The sequence below is a fragment of the Pseudomonas sp. NFX98 genome (assembly GCF_047784845.1).
In the GTDB taxonomy this organism is placed as follows: domain Bacteria; phylum Pseudomonadota; class Gammaproteobacteria; order Pseudomonadales; family Pseudomonadaceae; genus Aquipseudomonas.
On sequence record NZ_JBLNNF010000008.1, the window covers coordinates 80,405 to 99,165 of the forward strand.

An 18,761-nucleotide genomic window follows, 5' to 3' on the forward strand; every position below is an offset into this window, starting at 1 on the left:
TAATCCTCACTGGGCCGACAGAAACGCCAGCACCCGCTCACTGAACGCACTGCCGGCCTGGACGTTGGACAGATGCGCGGCATGGAACTCGGCGTACTCGGCGCCCGGCACATGCTCCTGAATGAAGTGCCCACCGGACGGCGGCGTGACCGCATCCTGAGCGCCGGCGATCACCAGCAATGGCGCCTTGATCGACGACAACTGATCACGGAAATCGGCATCGCGCACCGCCGCACAGTTGGCCGCATAACCTTCCGGCGAAGTGGCCGCGAGCATGTCGGTAATCTGCTTGGCCGCTGCCGGGTTGGCCTCGGAGAAGTCCGGGGTGAACCAGCGTGCAATCGACGCGTCACGCAGGGCAACCATCGCCGCCTGACCATCGCGCAGCACCATTTCAATGCGCGGGTTCCAGATCGACGGGTCGCCGATTTTCGCTGCCGTGTTGCACACGATCAATTTGTTCAAACGCTCGCCGGCATTGATGCCCAGCCACTGGCCGATCAACCCGCCCATGGACAGGCCGCAGAAATGCGCGCGTTCGATGTGCAAGGCATCCAGCAGCGCCAGCACGTCGTGGCCCAGTTGCTCGATGCTGTACGGCCCCGGGGTTACCAGCGATTTGCCGTGACCGCGAGTGTCGAAACGCAGCACGCGAAAATGCTCGGTGAACGCCGGAATTTGTGCGTCCCACATGTGCAGGTCGGTGCCCAGCGAGTTGGACAGCACCAGCACCGGCGCATCGACCGGTCCATCAACTTGATAATGTAGTTCGCCATCGGCGAGTTGAACGAAAGCCACAGCAATCTCCTTCAGGCAGTCAATGCAGAATGTTCGGCCACCGCTCGCTCAACCCAGGTTTTGGCCTGGCCGAGGTAATGAGCGGGGTCCAGCAGTTGATCGAGTTCGGCGGCCGACAGTTCGGCAGTCACTTGCGGTTCGTCACCGAGTACCGCGCGCAGATGACGCTGTTCGGCCACGGCGCGTTTGCAGCATTGTTCCAGCAGGTGATGCGCGGTATCGCGACCAACCCGTTGCGCGAGGACGATGCTCACCGCTTCGGCGAGCACCAGGCCTTGGGTCAGGTCGAGATTGCGCGCCATGCGTTCGGCATCCACTTCCAGACCTTGGGCGACCAACAGCGCTTGTTGCAGGCTGCCGGACACCAGGCAGCAAATCTCCGGCAGCGTTTCCCATTCGGCATGCCACAACCCGAGGCTGCGTTCGTGTTCTTGTGGCATGGCGCTGAACAGCGTCGAGAGCAAACCGGGTACGCGAGTCGCCGCGCCGATCAGCACCGCCGCGCCTACCGGGTTGCGTTTGTGCGGCATGGTCGAGGAACCACCCTTGCCCGGCGCCGAAGGTTCGAACACTTCGCCCGCTTCGGTTTGCATCAACAGGCTGATGTCGCGGCCGAGTTTGCCGAGGCTGCCGGCGATCAGGCCAAGCACCGCGCCAAATTCCACCACGCGATCACGCTGGGTGTGCCATGGCTGTTCAGGCAGATTCAGTTGCAGCTCTTCGGCCAGCGCCAGCGCAATCGGCATGGCCTGATCACCGAGCGCGGCGAGCGTCCCGGAAGCGCCGCCGAATTGCAGCACCAGCAGGCGTGGTTTGAGTTCGACCAAACGCTGGCGACTACGAGTCACTGCGCCCAACCAACCGGCGATTTTCATGCCGAGGGTGACCGGTGTCGCGTGTTGCAACCAGGTACGCCCGGACAGCGGCGTCGCCGCATAACGCTGAGCCTGGGTCGCGAGAACTTGCCCTAATTGCGCCAGATCGCTTTCGATCAGTTCCAGCGCCCGGCGCAATTGCAGCACCAGGCCGCTGTCCATCACGTCCTGACTGGTCGCGCCCAGATGCACGTAGCGCTCGGCTTCGGCGTCCTTCACGGCGATCTGTTTGCCCAATGCCTTGACCAACGGAATCGCCGAATTGCCCGCCGTGGCAATCGCCTCGCCGAGGGCTGCAAAGTCGTAATGCCCGGCCTGACACGCCGCCATGATCGGCGCCACCGCCGTCTGCGGAATCAAACCGACCCGCGCTTCGGCCCGGGCCAGTGCCGCTTCGAAATCGAGCATGGCCTGGACGCGGCCCTGATCGCAGAACACGTCACGCATATCGCGGGCAGTGAAATAGGCATCGAACAATTGATTGCCCGGTCGCTGGTTCATAAACAGTCCCTGGAGGCGCGGGCCGGTGAGGCCCGCGTAAAGATCAAAGATCGTGGTGCAGATACTTCGCCTGTCTCGGCAGACGCAGGCTGAACAGGAACGCGATCGCCATCATCACCGTCACGTACCAGTAGAAGGAGTTTTCCATGCCTACGTTCTTCAGGCTCAGGGCCACAAATTCCGCCGATCCGCCGAAGATCGCATTCGCCACCGCATACGCCAGGCCGACGCCCAGTGCGCGCACTTCCGGCGGAAACATCTCGGCTTTCACCAGGCCGCTGATCGAGGTGTAGAAACTGACGATTGCCAGCGCCACGGTGATCAGTACAAAAGCCAGGAACGGACTGCTGACACTTTTCAGGCTCAGCAAAATCGGCACGGTGCACAAAGTGCCGAGGGCGCCGAACCAGAGCATCGAGTTACGTCGGCCGATCTTGTCGGCGAGCATGCCGAACAGCGGCTGCATGCACATATAGAGAAAGAGCGCGCCGGTCATGATGTAGCTGGCGGTCTTGGCGTGCATGCCGGCGGTGTTCACCAGATACTTCTGCATGTATGTGGTGAAAGTGTAGAAAATCAGCGAGCCACCGGCGGTGTAACCCAACACGGTGATGAACGCGGCTTTGTGGTCGCGGAACAGCGCCTTGATGCTGCCGGCGTCTTTGTTCTCGCGCATTTCCTTGCTGCTGGTTTCTTTCAGCGAACGACGCAGGAACAGTGAAATCAACGCCGCCACCGCACCGACCACGAATGGAATCCGCCAGCCGTAGGCACGCAGCTCATCCTCATTGAGGAACTGTTGCAGGATCACCACCAGCGACACCGCCAGCAGCTGTCCGCCAATCAGGGTCACGTACTGGAACGAGGCGAAGAACCCGCGCTGGCCCTTGAGCGCGACTTCGCTCATGTAGGTCGCCGTGGTGCCGTACTCGCCGCCCACCGACAAGCCTTGCAGCAAGCGGGCGAACAGCAACAGGATCGGCGCCCAGACGCCGATGCTGGCGTACGTCGGCAGACAGGCGATCAGCAACGAGCCGAAGCACATCATCAGAATCGAGATCAGCATCGAGTTCTTGCGCCCGTGCTTGTCCGCGACACGGCCGAAAATCCAGCCGCCAATCGGCCGCATCAGGAACCCGGCGGCGAACACGCCCGCGGTGTTGACCAGCTGCACCGTCGGGTTATCGGACGGGAAAAACGCCGGGGCGAAATAGATCGCACAGAAGGCGTAGACGTAAAAGTCGAACCATTCGACGAGGTTGCCGGACGAGGCGCCGACAATGGCGAAGATCCGCTTGCTGCGTTCTTCGCCGGTGTAGAGAGGTTCTGTAGCGGTGGTCGTTGTCATTGTTTTTTACTCAATAGGGACAGTGAGAGTCTAGACATACTTTGCAACAGTCCCGTTCCGCAGCAACAAGCATCAAAAGATCGCAGCCTGCGGCAGCTCCTACAGGGTGTACGCCGTGTTTATGTAGGAGCTGCCGCAGGCTGCGATCTTTTGATCTAGATCTTAATAATCGAAGAACACCGTCTCGGCATCAGTACCCTGCAGAATCACATTCCACTGGTACACACCCGACGCATCCTGTTTCGCCAGCAGCGTCCCGCGACGCTCGGCCGGTACGCATTCGAGCAGCGGATCGTCGACGTTGGCCGGCTCGCCATCGAAGTAAATCCGCGTCAGCAGGTGCTTCACCAGGCCACGGGCGAACACCAGCACGACAAGGTGCGGCGCCTGGGTCGAGCCCTTCAGGCCTTCGACCGTGCCCGGTTTGATTGTGGTGAACCGGAAACGCCCTTCAGCGTCCACCGGCACCCGGCCAAAACCTTCGAAATTCGGGTCCAGGGGTTTGTCCTGCTCGTCTTCCGGATGGTCGTACTTGCCGGCGGCGTTAGCCTGCCAGACTTCGAGCATCGCGTCGTTGACGACATCGCCGTTGCCATCGACCACTTGCCCGGTGATCGCCACGCGCTCGCCCAGGGTTTGTTCGACGGTCAGGTTTTCGCGGTTCAGCCAGGTCAGGCCGATGTGATAGTACGGCCCGACGGTGTGGGACGTGGTCGCAGTCAGCGTCATCTTATTTCTCCATCGGCGTGGCGTCGCGGCCGCGCAAAACGATGTCCCAGCGATAACCGAGGGCATAGGAAGGGATGGTTTTTTCCAGATCGAACGTGGCGATCAAACGCTCTTTGGCGCGGGTATCGGGCACGCAGTTGTAGATCGGGTCGTACGCCAGCAGCGGGTCGCCCGGGAAATACATTTGCGTGACCAGCCGCGTGAGGATGCTCGGTCCGAACAGCGAGAAATGGATGTGCGCCGGGCGCCAGGCGTTGTGGTGGTTACCCCACGGATAGGCGCCAGGCTTGATGGTCTGGAACTGGTACCAGCCATCGGCGTCGGTCACGGTACGGCCGGTACCGGTGAAATTCGGGTCCAGCGGCGCGTCGTGCAGGTCACGGGCATGGGCGTAGCGGCCGGCGGCGTTGGCCTGCCAGATCTCCACCAGAATCCCCGGCACCGGCAGACCGTTTTCATCCAGCACACGGCCGTGGATGATGATGCGTTCACCCTGAGGTTCCGCGTCATGCTGGGCAGTCAGGTCATTGTCTTTCTCATTGACACGCTCGGCGCCGATGGTCGGACCGGTGATTTCCGACAGCGAGTGCGGCAAGAACACCAAAGGCTTGGACGGCGAGCGCAGGTTGGTGGATTGATAAGTCGGGTGCAGGTACTCCGGCTGAGTGCCTTCCTGCGGGCGACGGTAACCAGGCTTGTCAGTCATGAAACATTCCTCAGTTCTTATAAGTCTTCAGAGCGCGTCAGACGCGCTCGATCGCCAAAGCCAGACCTTGGCCGACGCCGACGCACATGGTCGCCAGACCTTTCTTGCCACCGTTTTTTTCCAGCTGATGCAACGCGGTCAACACCAGACGCGCACCGCTCATGCCCAACGGATGGCCCAAGGCAATGGCGCCGCCGTTCGGGTTGACCTGGGCTGCGTCGTCGGCGATCCCCAGTTCACGCAGCACCGCCAGGCCTTGGCTGGCGAAGGCTTCGTTGAGTTCGATCACGTCGAAATCGCTGACCGCCACACCGAGGCGCTCAATCAGTTTGCGCACCGCTGGCACCGGGCCGATGCCCATCACACGCGGCGCAACACCGGCGCTGGCCATGCCCAGCACTTTGGCGCGAGCGGTCAGACCGTGTTTCTTAACGGCTTCGGCTGACGCCAGGATCAACGCGGCGGCACCGTCGTTCACACCCGACGCATTGCCGGCAGTCACGGTTTTGTCGGGACCGTTGACCGGTTTCAGTTTGGTCAGCGCTTCCAGCGTGGTGTCGGCGCGAGGATGCTCGTCCTGGCTGACCACGGTTTCACCCTTCTTGTGGGTGATGCGCACTTCGACGATTTCTTCGGCGAAAAAACCTGCGGCTTGCGCGGCGGCGGTGCGTTGCTGACTGCGCAGGGCGAACGCGTCTTGATCGGCGCGGGATACCTTGTAGTCGTCAGCCACGTTGTCGGCGGTTTGCGGCATCGCGTCCACGCCGTACTGGGCTTTCATCAACGGGTTGATGAAGCGCCAGCCGATGGTGGTGTCTTCCAGTTTCATGTTGCGCGAGAACGCGGCGTCAGCCTTGCCCATCACGAACGGCGCGCGGGACATCGACTCGACGCCGCCGGCAATCGCCAGCTCCATTTCACCACTGGCGATGGCGCGGAACGCGGTGCCGATGGCATCCATGCCCGAAGCGCAAAGACGATTGAGGGTCACGCCGGGAATGGTTTCCGGCAGTCCCGCCAGCAGCAGCGCCATGCGCGCGACGTTGCGGTTGTCTTCGCCGGCCTGGTTGGCGCAGCCGAGGAACACCTCGTCCACGGCGTTCCAGTCCACCGACGGATTGCGCTCCATCAAGGCTTTGATCGGCACGGCGGCCAGGTCGTCGGCGCGAACGGTCGACAAGCCACCGCCAAAACGGCCGATGGGGGTACGAATCGCGTCGCAGATATAAACGTCACGCATCACGCTTCTCCGGGGGCTTGGCCGTGGGCGGCAGCGGTACGGGCTTCAAGATCACGCAGTGCGGTGAGTTCGACCTCGGTCGGCTCGGCGGTGAGTGCCACGCTGTCGGCAAAACGGATCGGCCAACCGGTGGCGGCGACCACTTGCTCACGGGTTACACCAGGATGCAACGCGGTGACCACGAATTCGTGGGTGCCCTCTTCCGGCTCCATGGTGCACAGGTCGGTAATGATGCCGACCGGACCGGCGCCCGGCAGGCCGAGACGCTTGCGCGAGTCGCCGCCTTCACCGTGACCGACCGAGGTAATGAAGTCGAGTTTGTCGACGAAGGAACGCGACGACTGCTTGAGGATGATCAGCACGCTCTTGGCCGAACCGGCAATCTCCGGCGCGCCACCGGCACCTGGCAGACGGACTTTCGGCGAGTGGTAATCACCGACGACGGTGGTGTTGATGTTGCCGAAACGGTCGACCTGCGCGGCGCCGAGGAAACCGACGTCAATGCGCCCGCCCTGCAGCCAGTAGCGGAAAATCTCGCCGGTCGGGACCACGGTGTCGGCGGTTTCCGCCAGCTCACCGTCGCCGATCGACAATGGCAGCACGCTCGGCTTGGCACCGATCGGGCCCGATTCGTAGATCAGCACAACGTCAGGCGAAGAGGTCAGGCGCGCCAGGTTGGCGGCTTTCGATGGCAGGCCGATACCGACGAAGCACACCGAACCGTTCTTCAGACGGCGAGCGGCGGCGACGGTCATCATTTCATTGGTGGTGTAAGTCATTACTTCGCCTCCGAAGCGGCGGCCAGTTTGGCCTGGAACTCGCTGAAGTCAGCGCTGCCATGGATGTACTCGTTGATCCACGCGGTGAAGGTGTCACGGTCGCGGGCAATCGGGTCCCAGGCTTGATAGAAGCGGTTGTCGCGTTCGTTGTAACCGTGGGCGTAAGACGGATGCGCGCCGCCCGGTACGTGGCAGACTGCGCTCAGGGCCCAGGTCGGCAGCACGCAGGAGTTCATCGGTGCCTTGAGGTCGTCGACGATTTCCTCAACGGTAACAATGCAGCGCTTGGCGGCCAGTGCGGCTTCTTTTTGCACACCGAGAATGCCCCACAGCAGTACGTTGCCTTTGCGGTCGGCTTTCTGTGCGTGGATCACGGTGATGTCCGGGCGAACCGAAGGCACGGCGGCCAACACTTCGCCAGTGAATGGGCAGGTCACGGATTTGATCAGCGGGTTGACCTTCGGCAGGTCGGAACCGGCGTAGGCACGCAGCACCGCGAACGGTAGGCCGGAAGCACCGGCGACGTAGGCATTGGCCAGGTCGGCGTGGCTGTGTTCTTCGATTTCCAGCGCGTGTGGCCACTGCTTCTCGACCGCGTCACGCAGACGATGCAGCGAACCGACACCCGGATTACCGCCCCAGGAGAAAATCAGCTTGCGGGCACAACCGGCACCGATCAACTGGTCGTAGATCAGGTCAGGGGTCATTCGTACCAGGGTCAGGTCTTTCTTGCCCTGACGAATGATTTCGTGACCCGCCGCCGTAGGGATCAGGTGGGTAAAGCCTTCGAGCGCAACGGTATCGCCGTCGTTTACGAATTGCTTCACCGCGTCGTGCAGCGAAAGAATTTCAGCCATTGGGGCAGGCTCCCATTTGTTATTAACCGACAGTGGAAAAAGGCGCCGATGCGCAGCGCCGCAATAACTGCAGATTAAGCCTGTGAAAAACGCCAAACAATCCGATAATCGACTGAGTGTTCGTTTATCGAACACATTGTTGTCTGGCTACCGATCGTCGCTCAGGTCGCATCCGCATGGCTGACCATGCCCTTGATCACCACCGCCGTGGTCGCCAACGCCGCTGGAATCACCAAGGCCGTCAGCACTTGCTCGAAGTTCCAGTCCAGGCCCAACAGCGTTGCGCCCATCCATGCGCCGAGGATCGCGCCAAAGCGGCCGATGCCGAGCATCCACGACACACCGGTCGCACGGCCCTGGGTCGGATAAAACCGCGCGGCCAGCGACGGCATCGCCGATTGCGCGCCGTTGACGCACATCCCGGCCACCAGCACCAGAGTTGCCAGCAGCGTGATGTTGCCCAGGCTCTGTCCTACCGCGTAGGCAAATACCCCGGCCAGCAGGTAGAAAATGCCGATGACTTTGTGCGGATTAAACCGGTCCATCGCCCAACCTACGCCCACCGCGCTCAACACACCGCCAAACTGGAACAGTGCGCCGATGAACGCCGCTTGCTCCATGCTCGCGCCACTGTCGCGCATCAGGGTCGGCAGCCAACTGGTCAGCAGGTAAACGATCACCAGGCCCATGAAATAGGTCAGCCACAGCAGCAACGTGCCGACGCTGTAGGTGCCGGAGAAGATCACCGCAAACACGTTGCGCGCCTTCACGGTTTTCTGTTCCGGCACGCTGAAGCTCGAGGCTTGCGCTACGACTTTCGGGTCGATGGGCGCCAGGGTCTTGCGCACCTTGTCGGTGCCACGGTTACGGACGACGAGATAGCGCGCCGATTCCGGCAGCCAGAACAGCAGAACTACGGCCAGGATCAACGGCAGAATCCCGCCGATCAGCAACAGGCTGTGCCAGCCGAATGCCGGGATCAGCTTGGCCGAGATGAATCCCCCACCGGCCATGCCCAGGTTGAAACCGCAGAACATGCTGGTCACCAGCAGGGATTTCTTGCGTTCCGGGGTGTATTCCGACAGCAGCGTGGTGGCGTTCGGCATGCCCGCGCCCAATCCCAAACCGGTCAGAAAGCGCAGCACCAGCAATTGGTCGACGTTGGTGCTGTACGCCGAGGCCAGGCTGAAGACGCCGAACAGCAATACCGCGCCAACCAACACAACTTTTCGCCCGAAACGGTCAGCCAACGGGCCGGAGCCCAACGCCCCGAAGACCATGCCGATCAGTGCCGCACTCATTACCGGGCCCAGGCTGGCGCGGTCGATTCCCCAGTCCTGAGACAGGGCTGGCGCAATGAAACCCATGGCCGCGGTGTCGAGGCCATCGAGGAAGACAATCAGGAAACACAGGATCACCACTCGCCATTGATAGCGCGAAATGGGTTGAGCGTTGATGAAGGACTGCACGTCGAGGCAGTTACCTACAGCAGACTGAGGCTGGTTCATTATTTTTATCCATGGATCACAGTCGAACGGGTAGCCAGCCAACGCTGGCGCAGCCGCGACAGTAATGATCCGGAGGAAACAGCGTCAATTCGCCAGACGCGACTCTGTGCGTTTATCGAACACCTTAGGCAAACAACTGAGCGCTGAGGTCGCGGCTGGCGCTTAACAGACCCGGAAGAAAGCGTTGTTCCAGTTCATTGCGACTGACCCGCCCGGCATGGGTGCTGACGTTAAGGGCCGCGACCACTTGACCGGAGGCGTCGTAAACCGGGACGGCAATCGAGCGCAGGCCTTGCTCAAGCTCTTGATCGACAATGCACCAGCCTTGTTGCCGAACTTCCTGCAGGCATTCGAGCAGCGCCTCGGGTGTGTGGATGGTGCGGCTGGTCTTGGCTTGCAAGTCGGCGTGATCGAGGTATTCGCCGAGCGACGTGTCATCCAGCGCGGCGAGCAATATCCGGCCCATCGACGTGCAATAAGCCGGCAAGCGCCCGCCCACGGAAAGGTCGACCGAAATCAGGCGCTGGGTGGTCGCCGAGCGGGCGATGTACAGGATGTCGTCGCCTTCCAGGGTGGCCATGTTGCAGGCCTCGTGCAGTTGCTCGCTCATGCGGTCCAGGTACGGCTGGGCCGAAACTGCCAGCGGCGTCGAGGAGACGTAGGCATGGCCGAGGGTCAGCACTTTGGGCAGCAAGGAATAGGTGCGACCGTCGGTGGTGGCGTAGCCGAGTTTGATCAGCGTATGCAGGCAACGTCTGACAGCGGCGCGGGGAATTTCCGTGCGGTGGCTGATCTGGGCGATGGTCAGGTGCCGCTTGCGCTCCTGGAATGCCTGCACGACAGCCAGCCCACGCGCCAGCGACGTCATGAAATCCGGGTCACCGGTCATGGCCTGGATCCGCTTGGCGGGCGAAGCGACGATCGGCGGTGCGACTGAAGCGAAGGAATTGCGCAGTTGATCGTTCATTTAAGGTCCTTTTCCCACACGGATCAGCGGCTATTACAAGCGCCATGGACCCGGTAAACAAGACCGGGCAAGCAACATCGGGCGATTATCGAACCATCGACCGATAATCGCAATTGCCCCGCCGCCCTCCCGAACCGCCGACAGGCTGAATTGCGCAACCTTTCTTATATGTTTACACACTGGCCGAAACGCTGAGTTAAGTTGCCCCTAAGTTGTTCGACTTAATGGCGCCAGAAAGGCATCGCCGTCCAGTGACCTTCGCCAATGCGCTAGTTGACTCTAAAAGTTGCGGGCAACAAAACAATCACACATCAAGATCTACTTTTAACTGTTTGGCGATAGTGTTCTGTGAATCGCTCGCTATAATGCAAATCAGTAGCCAGACGGTTCTTTACTCGCCGCTCCCGCTACCCGGTGGCTCGATGTCCCATCGCCGCTGCCTCCGGCAAGCGCCCTACGCTGACTGCATTCGCATCGCCAATGCGCTCGCCGAAACAGGAATCTGATGCTACGTCAGCTATTTGCCTCTGGTGCCGTGGCCGCCTGCAACATGGATGTATTGATCGCCCTGCCGTAAAAACGATGCCTGCATGGGCCTTGTCTTTTCGCCGAGCGTGGTCAATACATTGAACGCAGCGCGTTTCACCAGAATTTATCTCAACTCAATCAGGTAGCACTGTGACGAAAGACGAACTGCGCGCGGAACTTGAGCGCCAGGAACAACGTTACAAGGAAGTTTACGGCGGGGAAGTCACCACCTACGCCGCTCAGCCCGAACCAGAACGCAAGCCCTGGCGTAAACGCGCCACCGTTCAGGATCAGGTTTTCAAGCAAGAACTGGAAAAAATGGAAAAGGAACTCAAAACCGAAGAGCCATGACGGCCTCGGCTTGAATCCTTCCAGGGGTCTGCGTTTGCAACCGGTAAAAGCGGGATGCATTGATGTTGCCTTTTGCGCCCGCTACGAGCGGGCAGCGGCCACCTTGCTCATCGGACAGGGTAAAAGGCTCATAACTGACCCTCCTCTCAGAAATTTCATACAAGTGGACAAGCCCCTGTTTCAGGCTTGCGAAACCCTTGTGATTAAAGGGTTTTTAAAGAAATTCAATGACTTGCAATCCCTGAAAAATTGCCGTGACCGAAGCTGCGGCTGCGAAAAAATTCGTTGAAGAATGTTACCGACGAGCAGCTAGTGCATTGATTGGCACGCTTTTCTGGCATAATCCCGCCCCCCTTATGACCGGGTCAGAAAACCTTCATGATCGATTTATTCAGCGGACTGGATGCTTGGGTGCTTGTGAGCCTCCTGCTCGCCCTGACTTTTGTCCTCGCCTTCGAGTTCATCAACGGATTTCATGACACCGCTAACGCGGTAGCCACTGTTATCTACACCAAAGCGATGCCGCCTCATCTGGCAGTGTTCTTTTCCGGTGTGTTCAATTTCCTCGGCGTATTGCTGGGCGGCGTTGGCGTGGCGTATGCCATTGTCCACTTGCTGCCGGTGGAACTGCTGATCAATGTGAACACCGGTCACGGACTGGCGATGGTGTTCTCGTTGCTCGCCGCAGCGATCACCTGGAACCTGGGCACCTGGTACTTCGGTATCCCCGCTTCCAGCTCTCATACGCTGATCGGTTCGATCCTCGGCGTGGGCCTGGCGAATGCCCTGATCAACGAAATTCCGTTGGCCGACGGCGTGAACTGGCAGAAAGCGATCGATATCGGCATGTCGCTGGTGTTCTCGCCAATGGCAGGTTTCCTGATCGCTGCGCTGATCCTGATCGGTTTGAAATGGTGGCGTCCGCTGTCGAAGATGCACAAGACGCCGGAACAACGCCGCAAGATCGACGACAAGAAACACCCGCCGTTCTGGAACCGTCTGGTATTGGTGATCTCGGCCATGGCCGTGAGCTTCGTGCACGGTTCCAACGATGGTCAGAAAGGTATCGGCCTGATCATGCTGGTACTGATCGGTATCGTGCCGGCGCAGTTCGTTCTCGACCTGAACAGCACCACGTACCAGATCGAGCGTACCCGCGACGCCACCCTGCACCTGAGCCAGTTCTACCAGCGCAATTCCGAAACCCTGGGCGAGTTCCTGGCCTTGGGCAAGAGCGTGGAAGGAGACCTGCCGGAGAAATTCCGTTGCAACCCGCAACAGACCGAACCGACCATCACCGCACTGCTGGGCACTCTCAAGGGAGTAGCCGACTACCATTCGCTGCCGTCCGAAAGCCGCATCGAAGTGCGTCGCTACCTGCTCTGCCTCGATGACACGGCGAAGAAGGTCAGCAAGCTTCCAGGTCTGGCCCCGCGTGAAAAGGCTGACCTGGACAAACTGCGCAAAGACCTGACCACCACCACCGAATATGCGCCGTTCTGGGTGATTCTGGCGGTCGCACTGGCCCTGGGCCTGGGCACCATGGTTGGCTGGAAACGCGTGGTACTGACCATCGGCGAGAAGATCGGCAAGCAAGGCATGACCTATTCCCAGGGCATGTCGGCGCAGATCACCACCGCCAGCCTGATTGGCATGGCCAACATCTTCAGCCTGCCGGTGTCGACCACCCACGTCCTGTCCTCGGGCGTGGCCGGCACCATGGTCGCCAACAAAAGCGGCCTGCAAGGCGGTACGGTCAAGACCATCCTGCTGGCTTGGGTGCTGACCCTGCCGGCAACCGTGGGCCTGTCGGCCGGGTTGTTCTGGCTGGCTTCGAAGGCACTCGGAAGCTGATAAGCCGCTGAACGAAAAAAGGCGCGCTCCGCAAGGACCGCGCCTTTTTTATTACCGAATCTTCGCGACGCAACAGATCACTGTAGGAGCTGCCGCAGGCTGCGATCTTTTGATCTTTTAAAAGGCAAGATCAAAAGATCGCAGCCTGCGGCAGCTCCTACAGGTTTACGCGTATAAATCTTCAGGCAAAAAAAAAGGCAACCGAAGTTGCCCAAAATGCCTTGCGTGCTCATTGCATCCAGAAAGAACTACGGTTTTTTCCGCTTGTGCGAATCCTTCCAGATAAAAAATCCGAATCCTGCAAAAAAAACGAACATGAGGCTGACGGTCAGCACTCCGGCGATCACCACGTTGTCGAAAAACATGACGCGTCTCCTGCTGTTGCCCTGTTGCGATAGGGCTAAGTTACCCAAACGGGCAGGAGAAAATATTGACCGGGATCAATGTCGCCCGAGACCGGGCTCAAAGGAGGGGAATAACTGACCTGCATCAATCGATGCAGGGGGATTCAACGTTTTTTCGGTTTGTTCTTTGGCTTTTTTTTCGCCTTGCCCAGCGGCATGGCCTGCTCGAACGCCTGGCGAACTTCATTGAGTCGCTTGTCGTTGAGGTCATGGACACGCTTGGCGCGTTCGGCGTTGAGGTCGATCAGTTTGTCGTCTTGGCTCATGTTCTGTGCATCGCATGGAATGAAATTCAGCTGCCGCAGCATTCGGCAGGATTGCCCCAATAATGCGGTCTGGCGACGGCGCTGACCAGCCGCGAGCTCAAATCTCGATATCGACCCACAAGCCCTGACGGGGCTGATCGTCCATCAGCGGCGCCACCGGCACCGTGTTGTCGGCATTGAGCTCGTCACCGGGAATGGCCAGGTGCGCCTCCGGGTCTTCGTCAGCTTCGCGGCGACGCCTTTGCTGTTCTTGCTTGCGGCGCTGCTCTTCGCGCAGCAGCAGGGCGGTTTCTTCAGGATCGCGTTTTTGCAGGTCGATGGTGCTGTCGGTGGAGCTTTCCTGCACCGGTACAACGGGCGCGATGTCCGGGCGCGGGCGGACCGGGTCGTGCTGGGAAGTGATCGGCACGGCACTCAAGGGAAGCATCGGTGGCAGCATATTTTTTAGTCTCCTGTCAGCAGGATGTCGGCTGCGGGGATAGCGACTTGAGCCATCGGTCGCAAACTGTGACCCAATTGGCACTGTAGTTACGGTCGCAGTCTAGGATTTGTTCAGGTCCTGAAGATCAAAGGATCACAGCCAAAGGCAGCGCCTGCACAGGTATTCCTTTGGTCTGAAGAGCTGATTCCGTTAAGATAGCCCGCTTTTTCAAGGTGGGAGTCAGGCAGCATGGCGCAGCAGTATCAACCGGGGCAACGCTGGATCAGTGACAGCGAAGCCGAGCTGGGTTTGGGCACCGTTCTGGCACAGGACGGCCGCTTGTTGACCGTGCTCTATCCGGCCACTGGCGACACCCGCCAGTACGCGCTACGGAATGCGCCCCTCACTCGCGTGCGGTTTTCGCCGGGCGACTCCATCACTCACTTCGAAGGCTGGAAACTGACCGTTCGCGAAGTCGATGACATGGACGGTCTGCTGGTTTACCACGGCCTGAACGCGCAGAACGAAGTGGTCACACTGCCGGAAACCCAACTGTCGAACTTCATCCAGTTCCGACTGGCCAGCGACCGTCTGTTCGCCGGCCAGATCGACCCGCTGGCCTGGTTTTCCCTGCGTTACCACACCCTGGAACACACCAGCCGCCAATTGCAGTCCGCGCTGTGGGGCCTGGGCGGCGTGCGTGCGCAACCGATCGCGCACCAATTGCACATCGCCCGTGAAGTCGCCGACCGTATCGCGCCGCGGGTTTTGCTGGCGGACGAAGTGGGCCTGGGTAAAACCATCGAAGCCGGTCTGATCATTCACCGTCAACTGCTCTCGGGCCGCGCCAATCGCGTGCTGATCCTGGTGCCGGAAAACCTTCAGCACCAGTGGCTGGTGGAGATGCGCCGCCGTTTCAACCTGCAAGTCGCGCTGTTCGACGAAGAACGCTTCATCGAAAGCGATGCCTCCAACCCGTTCGAAGACACTCAGCTTGCGCTGGTGGCCCTGGAATGGCTGGTGGACGACGAGAAGGCCCAGGACGCGCTGTTCGCAGCCGGCTGGGATTTGCTGGTGGTCGACGAAGCGCACCACCTGGTGTGGCACGAAGAGCAGGCCAGCCCTGAGTACACGCTGGTCGAGCAACTCGCCGAAACCATTCCCGGCGTGCTGCTGCTGACCGCGACCCCGGAACAACTCGGCCAGGACAGCCACTTCGCGCGTCTGCGCCTGCTCGATCCGAATCGTTTCCATGACCTGGCCGCTTTCCGCGCCGAGAGCGAGAACTATCGCCCGGTGGCCGAAGCCGTTCAGGAGTTGCTGGAGAAGGGGCGCCTGTCGCCAGCAGCACACAAGACCATCCACGGTTTCCTCGGCAACGAAGGCGAAGCCCTGCTGACCGCGGTCAACGACGGCGATATCGAAGCCAGCGCCCGCCTCGTGCGCGAACTGCTCGACCGTCACGGCACCGGCCGCGTCCTGTTCCGTAACACCCGCGCTGCGGTGCAAGGTTTTCCGGAGCGCAAACTGCATCCGTATCCGCTGCCATGCCCGGACGAATACCTCGAACTGCCGCTGGGCGATCACGCCGAGCTGTACCCGGAAGTCAGCTTCCAGGCCCAGCCGGACGCCAGCGAAGAAGAACGCTGGTGGAAATTCGACCCGCGCGTCGAGTGGCTGATCGATCAGCTGAAAATGCTCAAGCGCACCAAAGTGTTGGTGATCTGTGCTCACGCCGAAACCGCCATGGACCTGGAAGACGCCCTGCGCGTGCGTTCCGGTATTCCGGCCACGGTGTTCCACGAGGGCATGAACATCCTCGAACGTGATCGCGCCGCTGCTTACTTCGCCGACGAAGAGTTTGGCGCGCAGGTGCTGATCTGCTCGGAAATCGGCAGTGAAGGCCGCAACTTCCAGTTCTCCCATCATCTGGTGCTGTTCGACCTGCCGTCCCACCCGGACCTGCTGGAACAACGTATCGGTCGTCTGGACCGGATCGGCCAGAAGCACATCATCGAACTGCACGTGCCGTACCTGGAAACCAGTCCACAAGAGCGCCTGTTCCAGTGGTACCACGAAGCGCTGAACGCATTCCTCAACACCTGCCCGACCGGCAACGCCTTGCAGCACCAGTTCGGCCCGCGCCTGCTGCCGCTGCTGGAAGAAGCCGACGACGGTGAATGGCAAGCGCTGATCGACGAAGCCCGTACCGAGCGTGAACGTCTGGAAGCCGAGCTGCATACCGGTCGCGACCGTCTGCTGGAACTCAACTCCGGCGGCGCTGGCGAAGGCGATGCGCTGGTTGAAGACATCCTTGAGCAGGACGACCAGTTCGCCCTGCCGATCTACATGGAAACCCTGTTCGACGCCTTTGGCATCGACAGCGAAGACCATTCGGAAAACGCCCTGATCCTCAAGCCGAGCGAAAAAATGCTCGACGCCAGCTTCCCGCTGGGCGACGACGAAGGCGTGACCATCACTTACGACCGTAACCAGGCGCTGTCTCGCGAAGACATGCAGTTCATCACCTGGGAACACCCGATGGTGCAAGGCGGCATGGACCTGGTGCTGTCCGGTTCCATGGGCAACACCGCCGTGGCGCTGATCAAGAACAAGGCGCTGAAACCCGGCACCGTGTTGCTGGAACTGCTCTACGTCAGCGAAGTGGTTGCCCCGCGCTCGCTGCAACTGGGCCGTTACCTGCCGCCGGCCGCCCTGCGCTGCCTGCTTGATGCCAACGGCAACGATCTGTCGTCCCGGGTGTCGTTCGAGACCCTGAACGATCAACTGGAAAGCGTGCCGCGCGCCAGCGCCAACAAGTTCATCCAGGCCCAGCGCGATCAACTGACGCCACGGATCAACGCCGGCGAAGACAAGATCTACCCGCGTCACGCCGAACGTGTGGCTGAGGCGCAACGTCGTCTGGCCGCCGACACCGATGAAGAACTGGCGCGCCTGACCGCGTTGCAAGCGGTCAACCCGACCGTACGCGACAGCGAACTGGTTGCCCTGCGCAAACAACGCGAGCAAGGCCTGGCCATGCTCGACAAGGCGGCGTTGCGACTGGAAGCGATTCGGGTATTGGTGGCGGGTTAAGTCCCCTGCTCTACCCTGCTAAATAAAGAAGGCCCGCAGCGATGCGGGCCTTCTTTTTTTAATCAGAATCAAGAGATCGCAGCCTTCGGCAGCTCCTACAGGGGTACACGACACATGTAGGAGCTGCCGAAGGCTGCGATCTTTTTATCTTAAGCAGTCGCCGCTGCAACTTCCGGCTCAACCACGCCAACCAACCCATCCTTCATCCGCTGGGCATCGCGCACGAAACACCGCGAAGCCAGCACCAGAAACACCATGGTGAAAAGCAGCGCCACCGGGATCAGGTACATCGCATCATGCAGGCCGACCGCCTTGAACGCTTCGGTCATCTGTTCGGCACCCGCCGCGAGCATCGCCGTGTGGGCGAAATGGTCGGACAACGCGCCGACGACCACCGGCCCCAGCCCACCGCCCAACAGATACAGACCGGCAAAGAACAACGCCATAGCCGTAGCCCGCAGGCGCGGCTCGACCACGTCCTGAATCGCCGTGTACACGCAGGTATAGAAGTTGTAGGCAAACAACCAGCCCAGGCTGAACACCGCGACAAACACGCCGATCTCGATGCGACCGGAGTGCAGCGCCCACGCCGTGCACACGGTGGAGATGATCAGGCTGAACGCCGCAAACAGCAGGCGGCCATTGGCGACTCGCTGATGGATCTTGTCCGCGATCCAGCCACCCAAAGTCAGGCCGACCAACCCGGTCACGCCGACGATAACCCCGGTCGCCACCGCCGCTTCCTGCAACGGCATCAGGAAATAACGTTGCAGCATCGGCACCAGGAACGAGTTGCAGGCATAGGTAGCGAAGTTGAAGCACAACCCGGCCATCACCAGCCACAAGAAGGTCGGCACTGCCAGGACGCGGCGAATAGGCCGATCGACCTTCTCCTGCGACACCTGCACGCTTTCAGCGGCACCGCGTTTCGGTTCCTTGATGAAAAACATGAAGACCGCGAGGATCAGCCCCGGCACCGCGGCAATGAAGAACGGCGCGCGCCAGCTATCGAACGCCTTGACCATCGCACCGATGGTGAAGAAGGCCAGCAACAACCCCAGCGGCAGCCCGAGCATGAAAATGCCCATGGCCCGCGCCCGGCGATGGGCCGGGAACAGGTCGCCGATCAGCGAGTTGGCGGCCGGTGCATAACTGGCCTCGCCGATGCCGATGCCCATGCGCACGATCAGGAAGCTCCAGAAGCTGCCGACCATGCCGTTCACCGCCGTCAGCCCGCTCCAGGCCGCCAGGCCCCAGCCCATCAATTTGGCGCGCGAGCCAGTGTCGGCCATTCGCCCCAGGGGCAGGCCGGCAATCGCGTAGACGATGGTGAATGCAGTGCCGATGATGCCCAGCTGAAAATCGCTGAGGTGCCATTCCATGCGGATCGGTTCGATGATGATGGCCGGGATGGTGCGGTCGAAAAAGTTGAACAGGTTGGCCAGGAACAGCAGGAACAGAATGCGCCAGGCATTCGCCGCTTGGGTCGAGTTCTGCATGGGTCCGTCTCTTTATTGTTATGAGGGGGCTTCG

General features: G+C 60.6%; 17 protein-coding genes. 3 read left to right on the forward strand and 14 right to left on the reverse strand.

Annotated elements, in window-relative coordinates:
• Positions 1-6: 6 nt before the first annotated feature.
• The 10 genes from pcaD to pcaR form a co-directional block, all read right to left on the reverse strand.
• The gene (pcaD, locus tag ACM110_RS12445; protein WP_416128001.1) at positions 7-798 is read right to left on the reverse strand and encodes a 3-oxoadipate enol-lactonase; all 792 of its coding nucleotides are present in this window, start codon (positions 796-798) and stop codon (positions 7-9) included.
• Between the two features lie 11 nt (positions 799-809).
• Positions 810-2,174, reverse strand: a complete 1,365-nt coding sequence (locus ACM110_RS12450) for a 3-carboxy-cis,cis-muconate cycloisomerase (RefSeq protein WP_416128002.1) — start codon at positions 2,172-2,174, stop codon at positions 810-812.
• A gap of 43 nt (positions 2,175-2,217) precedes the next feature.
• The gene (locus tag ACM110_RS12455; protein ID WP_416128003.1) at positions 2,218-3,522 is read right to left on the reverse strand and encodes an MFS family transporter; all 1,305 of its coding nucleotides are present in this window, start codon (positions 3,520-3,522) and stop codon (positions 2,218-2,220) included.
• Between the two features lie 162 nt (positions 3,523-3,684).
• The gene (pcaG, locus tag ACM110_RS12460; protein ID WP_416128004.1) at positions 3,685-4,251 is read right to left on the reverse strand and encodes a protocatechuate 3,4-dioxygenase subunit alpha; all 567 of its coding nucleotides are present in this window, start codon (positions 4,249-4,251) and stop codon (positions 3,685-3,687) included.
• 1 nt (position 4,252) lies between these two features.
• On the reverse strand, positions 4,253-4,957 hold the full coding sequence (gene pcaH, locus ACM110_RS12465) for a protocatechuate 3,4-dioxygenase subunit beta (protein WP_416128005.1): 705 nt from the start codon (positions 4,955-4,957) through the stop codon (positions 4,253-4,255).
• A gap of 37 nt (positions 4,958-4,994) precedes the next feature.
• Entirely contained in the window at positions 4,995-6,200 is a 1,206-nt protein-coding gene (gene pcaF / locus ACM110_RS12470; RefSeq protein ID WP_416128006.1) for a 3-oxoadipyl-CoA thiolase, read from the reverse strand.
• The gene (locus ACM110_RS12475) at positions 6,197-6,976 is read right to left on the reverse strand and encodes a CoA-transferase subunit beta (RefSeq protein ID WP_416128007.1); all 780 of its coding nucleotides are present in this window, start codon (positions 6,974-6,976) and stop codon (positions 6,197-6,199) included. Before ACM110_RS12475 ends, pcaF begins: the two co-directional genes overlap by 4 nt.
• Positions 6,976-7,833, reverse strand: coding sequence for a CoA transferase subunit A (locus tag ACM110_RS12480; RefSeq protein ID WP_338585138.1), 858 nt, complete (start codon positions 7,831-7,833; stop codon positions 6,976-6,978). The genes ACM110_RS12475 and ACM110_RS12480 overlap by 1 nt, the downstream gene beginning before the upstream one ends.
• A 161-nt stretch (positions 7,834-7,994) precedes the next feature.
• Entirely contained in the window at positions 7,995-9,341 is a 1,347-nt protein-coding gene (locus ACM110_RS12485) for an MFS transporter (RefSeq protein WP_416128008.1), read from the reverse strand.
• 124 nt (positions 9,342-9,465) lie between these two features.
• On the reverse strand, positions 9,466-10,308 hold the full coding sequence (pcaR, locus tag ACM110_RS12490; RefSeq protein ID WP_338585136.1) for a pca regulon transcriptional regulator PcaR: 843 nt from the start codon (positions 10,306-10,308) through the stop codon (positions 9,466-9,468).
• A 678-nt stretch (positions 10,309-10,986) separates the two neighbouring features.
• Between pcaR and ACM110_RS12495 the strand changes: the two genes are divergently transcribed.
• Positions 10,987-11,187 carry a hypothetical protein gene (locus ACM110_RS12495; protein ID WP_077047717.1) on the forward strand — a complete coding sequence of 67 codons (201 nt, stop codon included), beginning with the start codon at positions 10,987-10,989 and terminating at the stop codon, positions 11,185-11,187.
• A gap of 378 nt (positions 11,188-11,565) precedes the next feature.
• Positions 11,566-13,041, forward strand: coding sequence for an inorganic phosphate transporter (locus tag ACM110_RS12500; RefSeq protein WP_416128009.1), 1,476 nt, complete (start codon positions 11,566-11,568; stop codon positions 13,039-13,041).
• A 248-nt stretch (positions 13,042-13,289) separates the two neighbouring features.
• On the opposite strand, the gene ccoM is transcribed toward ACM110_RS12500, so the two are convergent.
• The 3 genes from ccoM to ACM110_RS12515 form a co-directional block, all read right to left on the reverse strand.
• Positions 13,290-13,406 (reverse strand): cytochrome c oxidase subunit CcoM, encoded by a 117-nt coding sequence (gene ccoM / locus ACM110_RS12505; RefSeq protein WP_056856105.1) that lies wholly within the window; start codon positions 13,404-13,406, stop codon positions 13,290-13,292.
• 143 nt (positions 13,407-13,549) lie between these two features.
• Complete coding sequence (locus tag ACM110_RS12510; RefSeq protein WP_008016476.1) at positions 13,550-13,711, reverse strand: hypothetical protein; 162 nt, start codon at positions 13,709-13,711, stop codon at positions 13,550-13,552.
• 97 nt (positions 13,712-13,808) lie between these two features.
• Complete coding sequence (locus ACM110_RS12515) at positions 13,809-14,150, reverse strand: aspartate-semialdehyde dehydrogenase (RefSeq protein ID WP_338585133.1); 342 nt, start codon at positions 14,148-14,150, stop codon at positions 13,809-13,811.
• A 231-nt stretch (positions 14,151-14,381) separates the two neighbouring features.
• On the opposite strand from ACM110_RS12515, the gene rapA reads away from it, so the two are divergent.
• Positions 14,382-17,228: an RNA polymerase-associated protein RapA gene (gene rapA, locus ACM110_RS12520; protein WP_416128010.1), complete on the forward strand. Its 2,847-nt coding sequence runs from the start codon at positions 14,382-14,384 to the stop codon at positions 17,226-17,228.
• Between the two features lie 149 nt (positions 17,229-17,377).
• Here rapA and ACM110_RS12525 read toward each other — a convergent pair whose 3' ends face one another.
• On the reverse strand, positions 17,378-18,727 hold the full coding sequence (locus tag ACM110_RS12525) for a spinster family MFS transporter (RefSeq protein WP_416128011.1): 1,350 nt from the start codon (positions 18,725-18,727) through the stop codon (positions 17,378-17,380).
• Positions 18,728-18,761 lie beyond the last annotated feature (34 nt).

Coding starts and splice junctions, on each gene's coding strand:
- pcaR (WP_338585136.1), bottom strand. CDS start 10,308: ATGAACGATCAACTGCGCAATTCCTTCGCTTCAGTCGCACCGCCGATC.
- rapA (WP_416128010.1), top strand. CDS start 14,382: ATGGCGCAGCAGTATCAACCGGGGCAACGCTGGATCAGTGACAGCGAA.
- ACM110_RS12500 (WP_416128009.1), top strand. CDS start 11,566: ATGATCGATTTATTCAGCGGACTGGATGCTTGGGTGCTTGTGAGCCTC.
- ACM110_RS12450 (WP_416128002.1), bottom strand. CDS start 2,174: ATGAACCAGCGACCGGGCAATCAATTGTTCGATGCCTATTTCACTGCC.
- ACM110_RS12480 (WP_338585138.1), bottom strand. CDS start 7,833: ATGGCTGAAATTCTTTCGCTGCACGACGCGGTGAAGCAATTCGTAAAC.
- ACM110_RS12455 (WP_416128003.1), bottom strand. CDS start 3,522: ATGACAACGACCACCGCTACAGAACCTCTCTACACCGGCGAAGAACGC.
- ACM110_RS12475 (WP_416128007.1), bottom strand. CDS start 6,976: ATGACTTACACCACCAATGAAATGATGACCGTCGCCGCCGCTCGCCGT.
- ACM110_RS12485 (WP_416128008.1), bottom strand. CDS start 9,341: ATGAACCAGCCTCAGTCTGCTGTAGGTAACTGCCTCGACGTGCAGTCC.
- ccoM (WP_056856105.1), bottom strand. CDS start 13,406: ATGTTTTTCGACAACGTGGTGATCGCCGGAGTGCTGACCGTCAGCCTC.
- pcaG (WP_416128004.1), bottom strand. CDS start 4,251: ATGACGCTGACTGCGACCACGTCCCACACCGTCGGGCCGTACTATCAC.
- pcaH (WP_416128005.1), bottom strand. CDS start 4,957: ATGACTGACAAGCCTGGTTACCGTCGCCCGCAGGAAGGCACTCAGCCG.
- ACM110_RS12515 (WP_338585133.1), bottom strand. CDS start 14,150: ATGCTGCCACCGATGCTTCCCTTGAGTGCCGTGCCGATCACTTCCCAG.
- ACM110_RS12525 (WP_416128011.1), bottom strand. CDS start 18,727: ATGCAGAACTCGACCCAAGCGGCGAATGCCTGGCGCATTCTGTTCCTG.
- ACM110_RS12510 (WP_008016476.1), bottom strand. CDS start 13,711: ATGAGCCAAGACGACAAACTGATCGACCTCAACGCCGAACGCGCCAAG.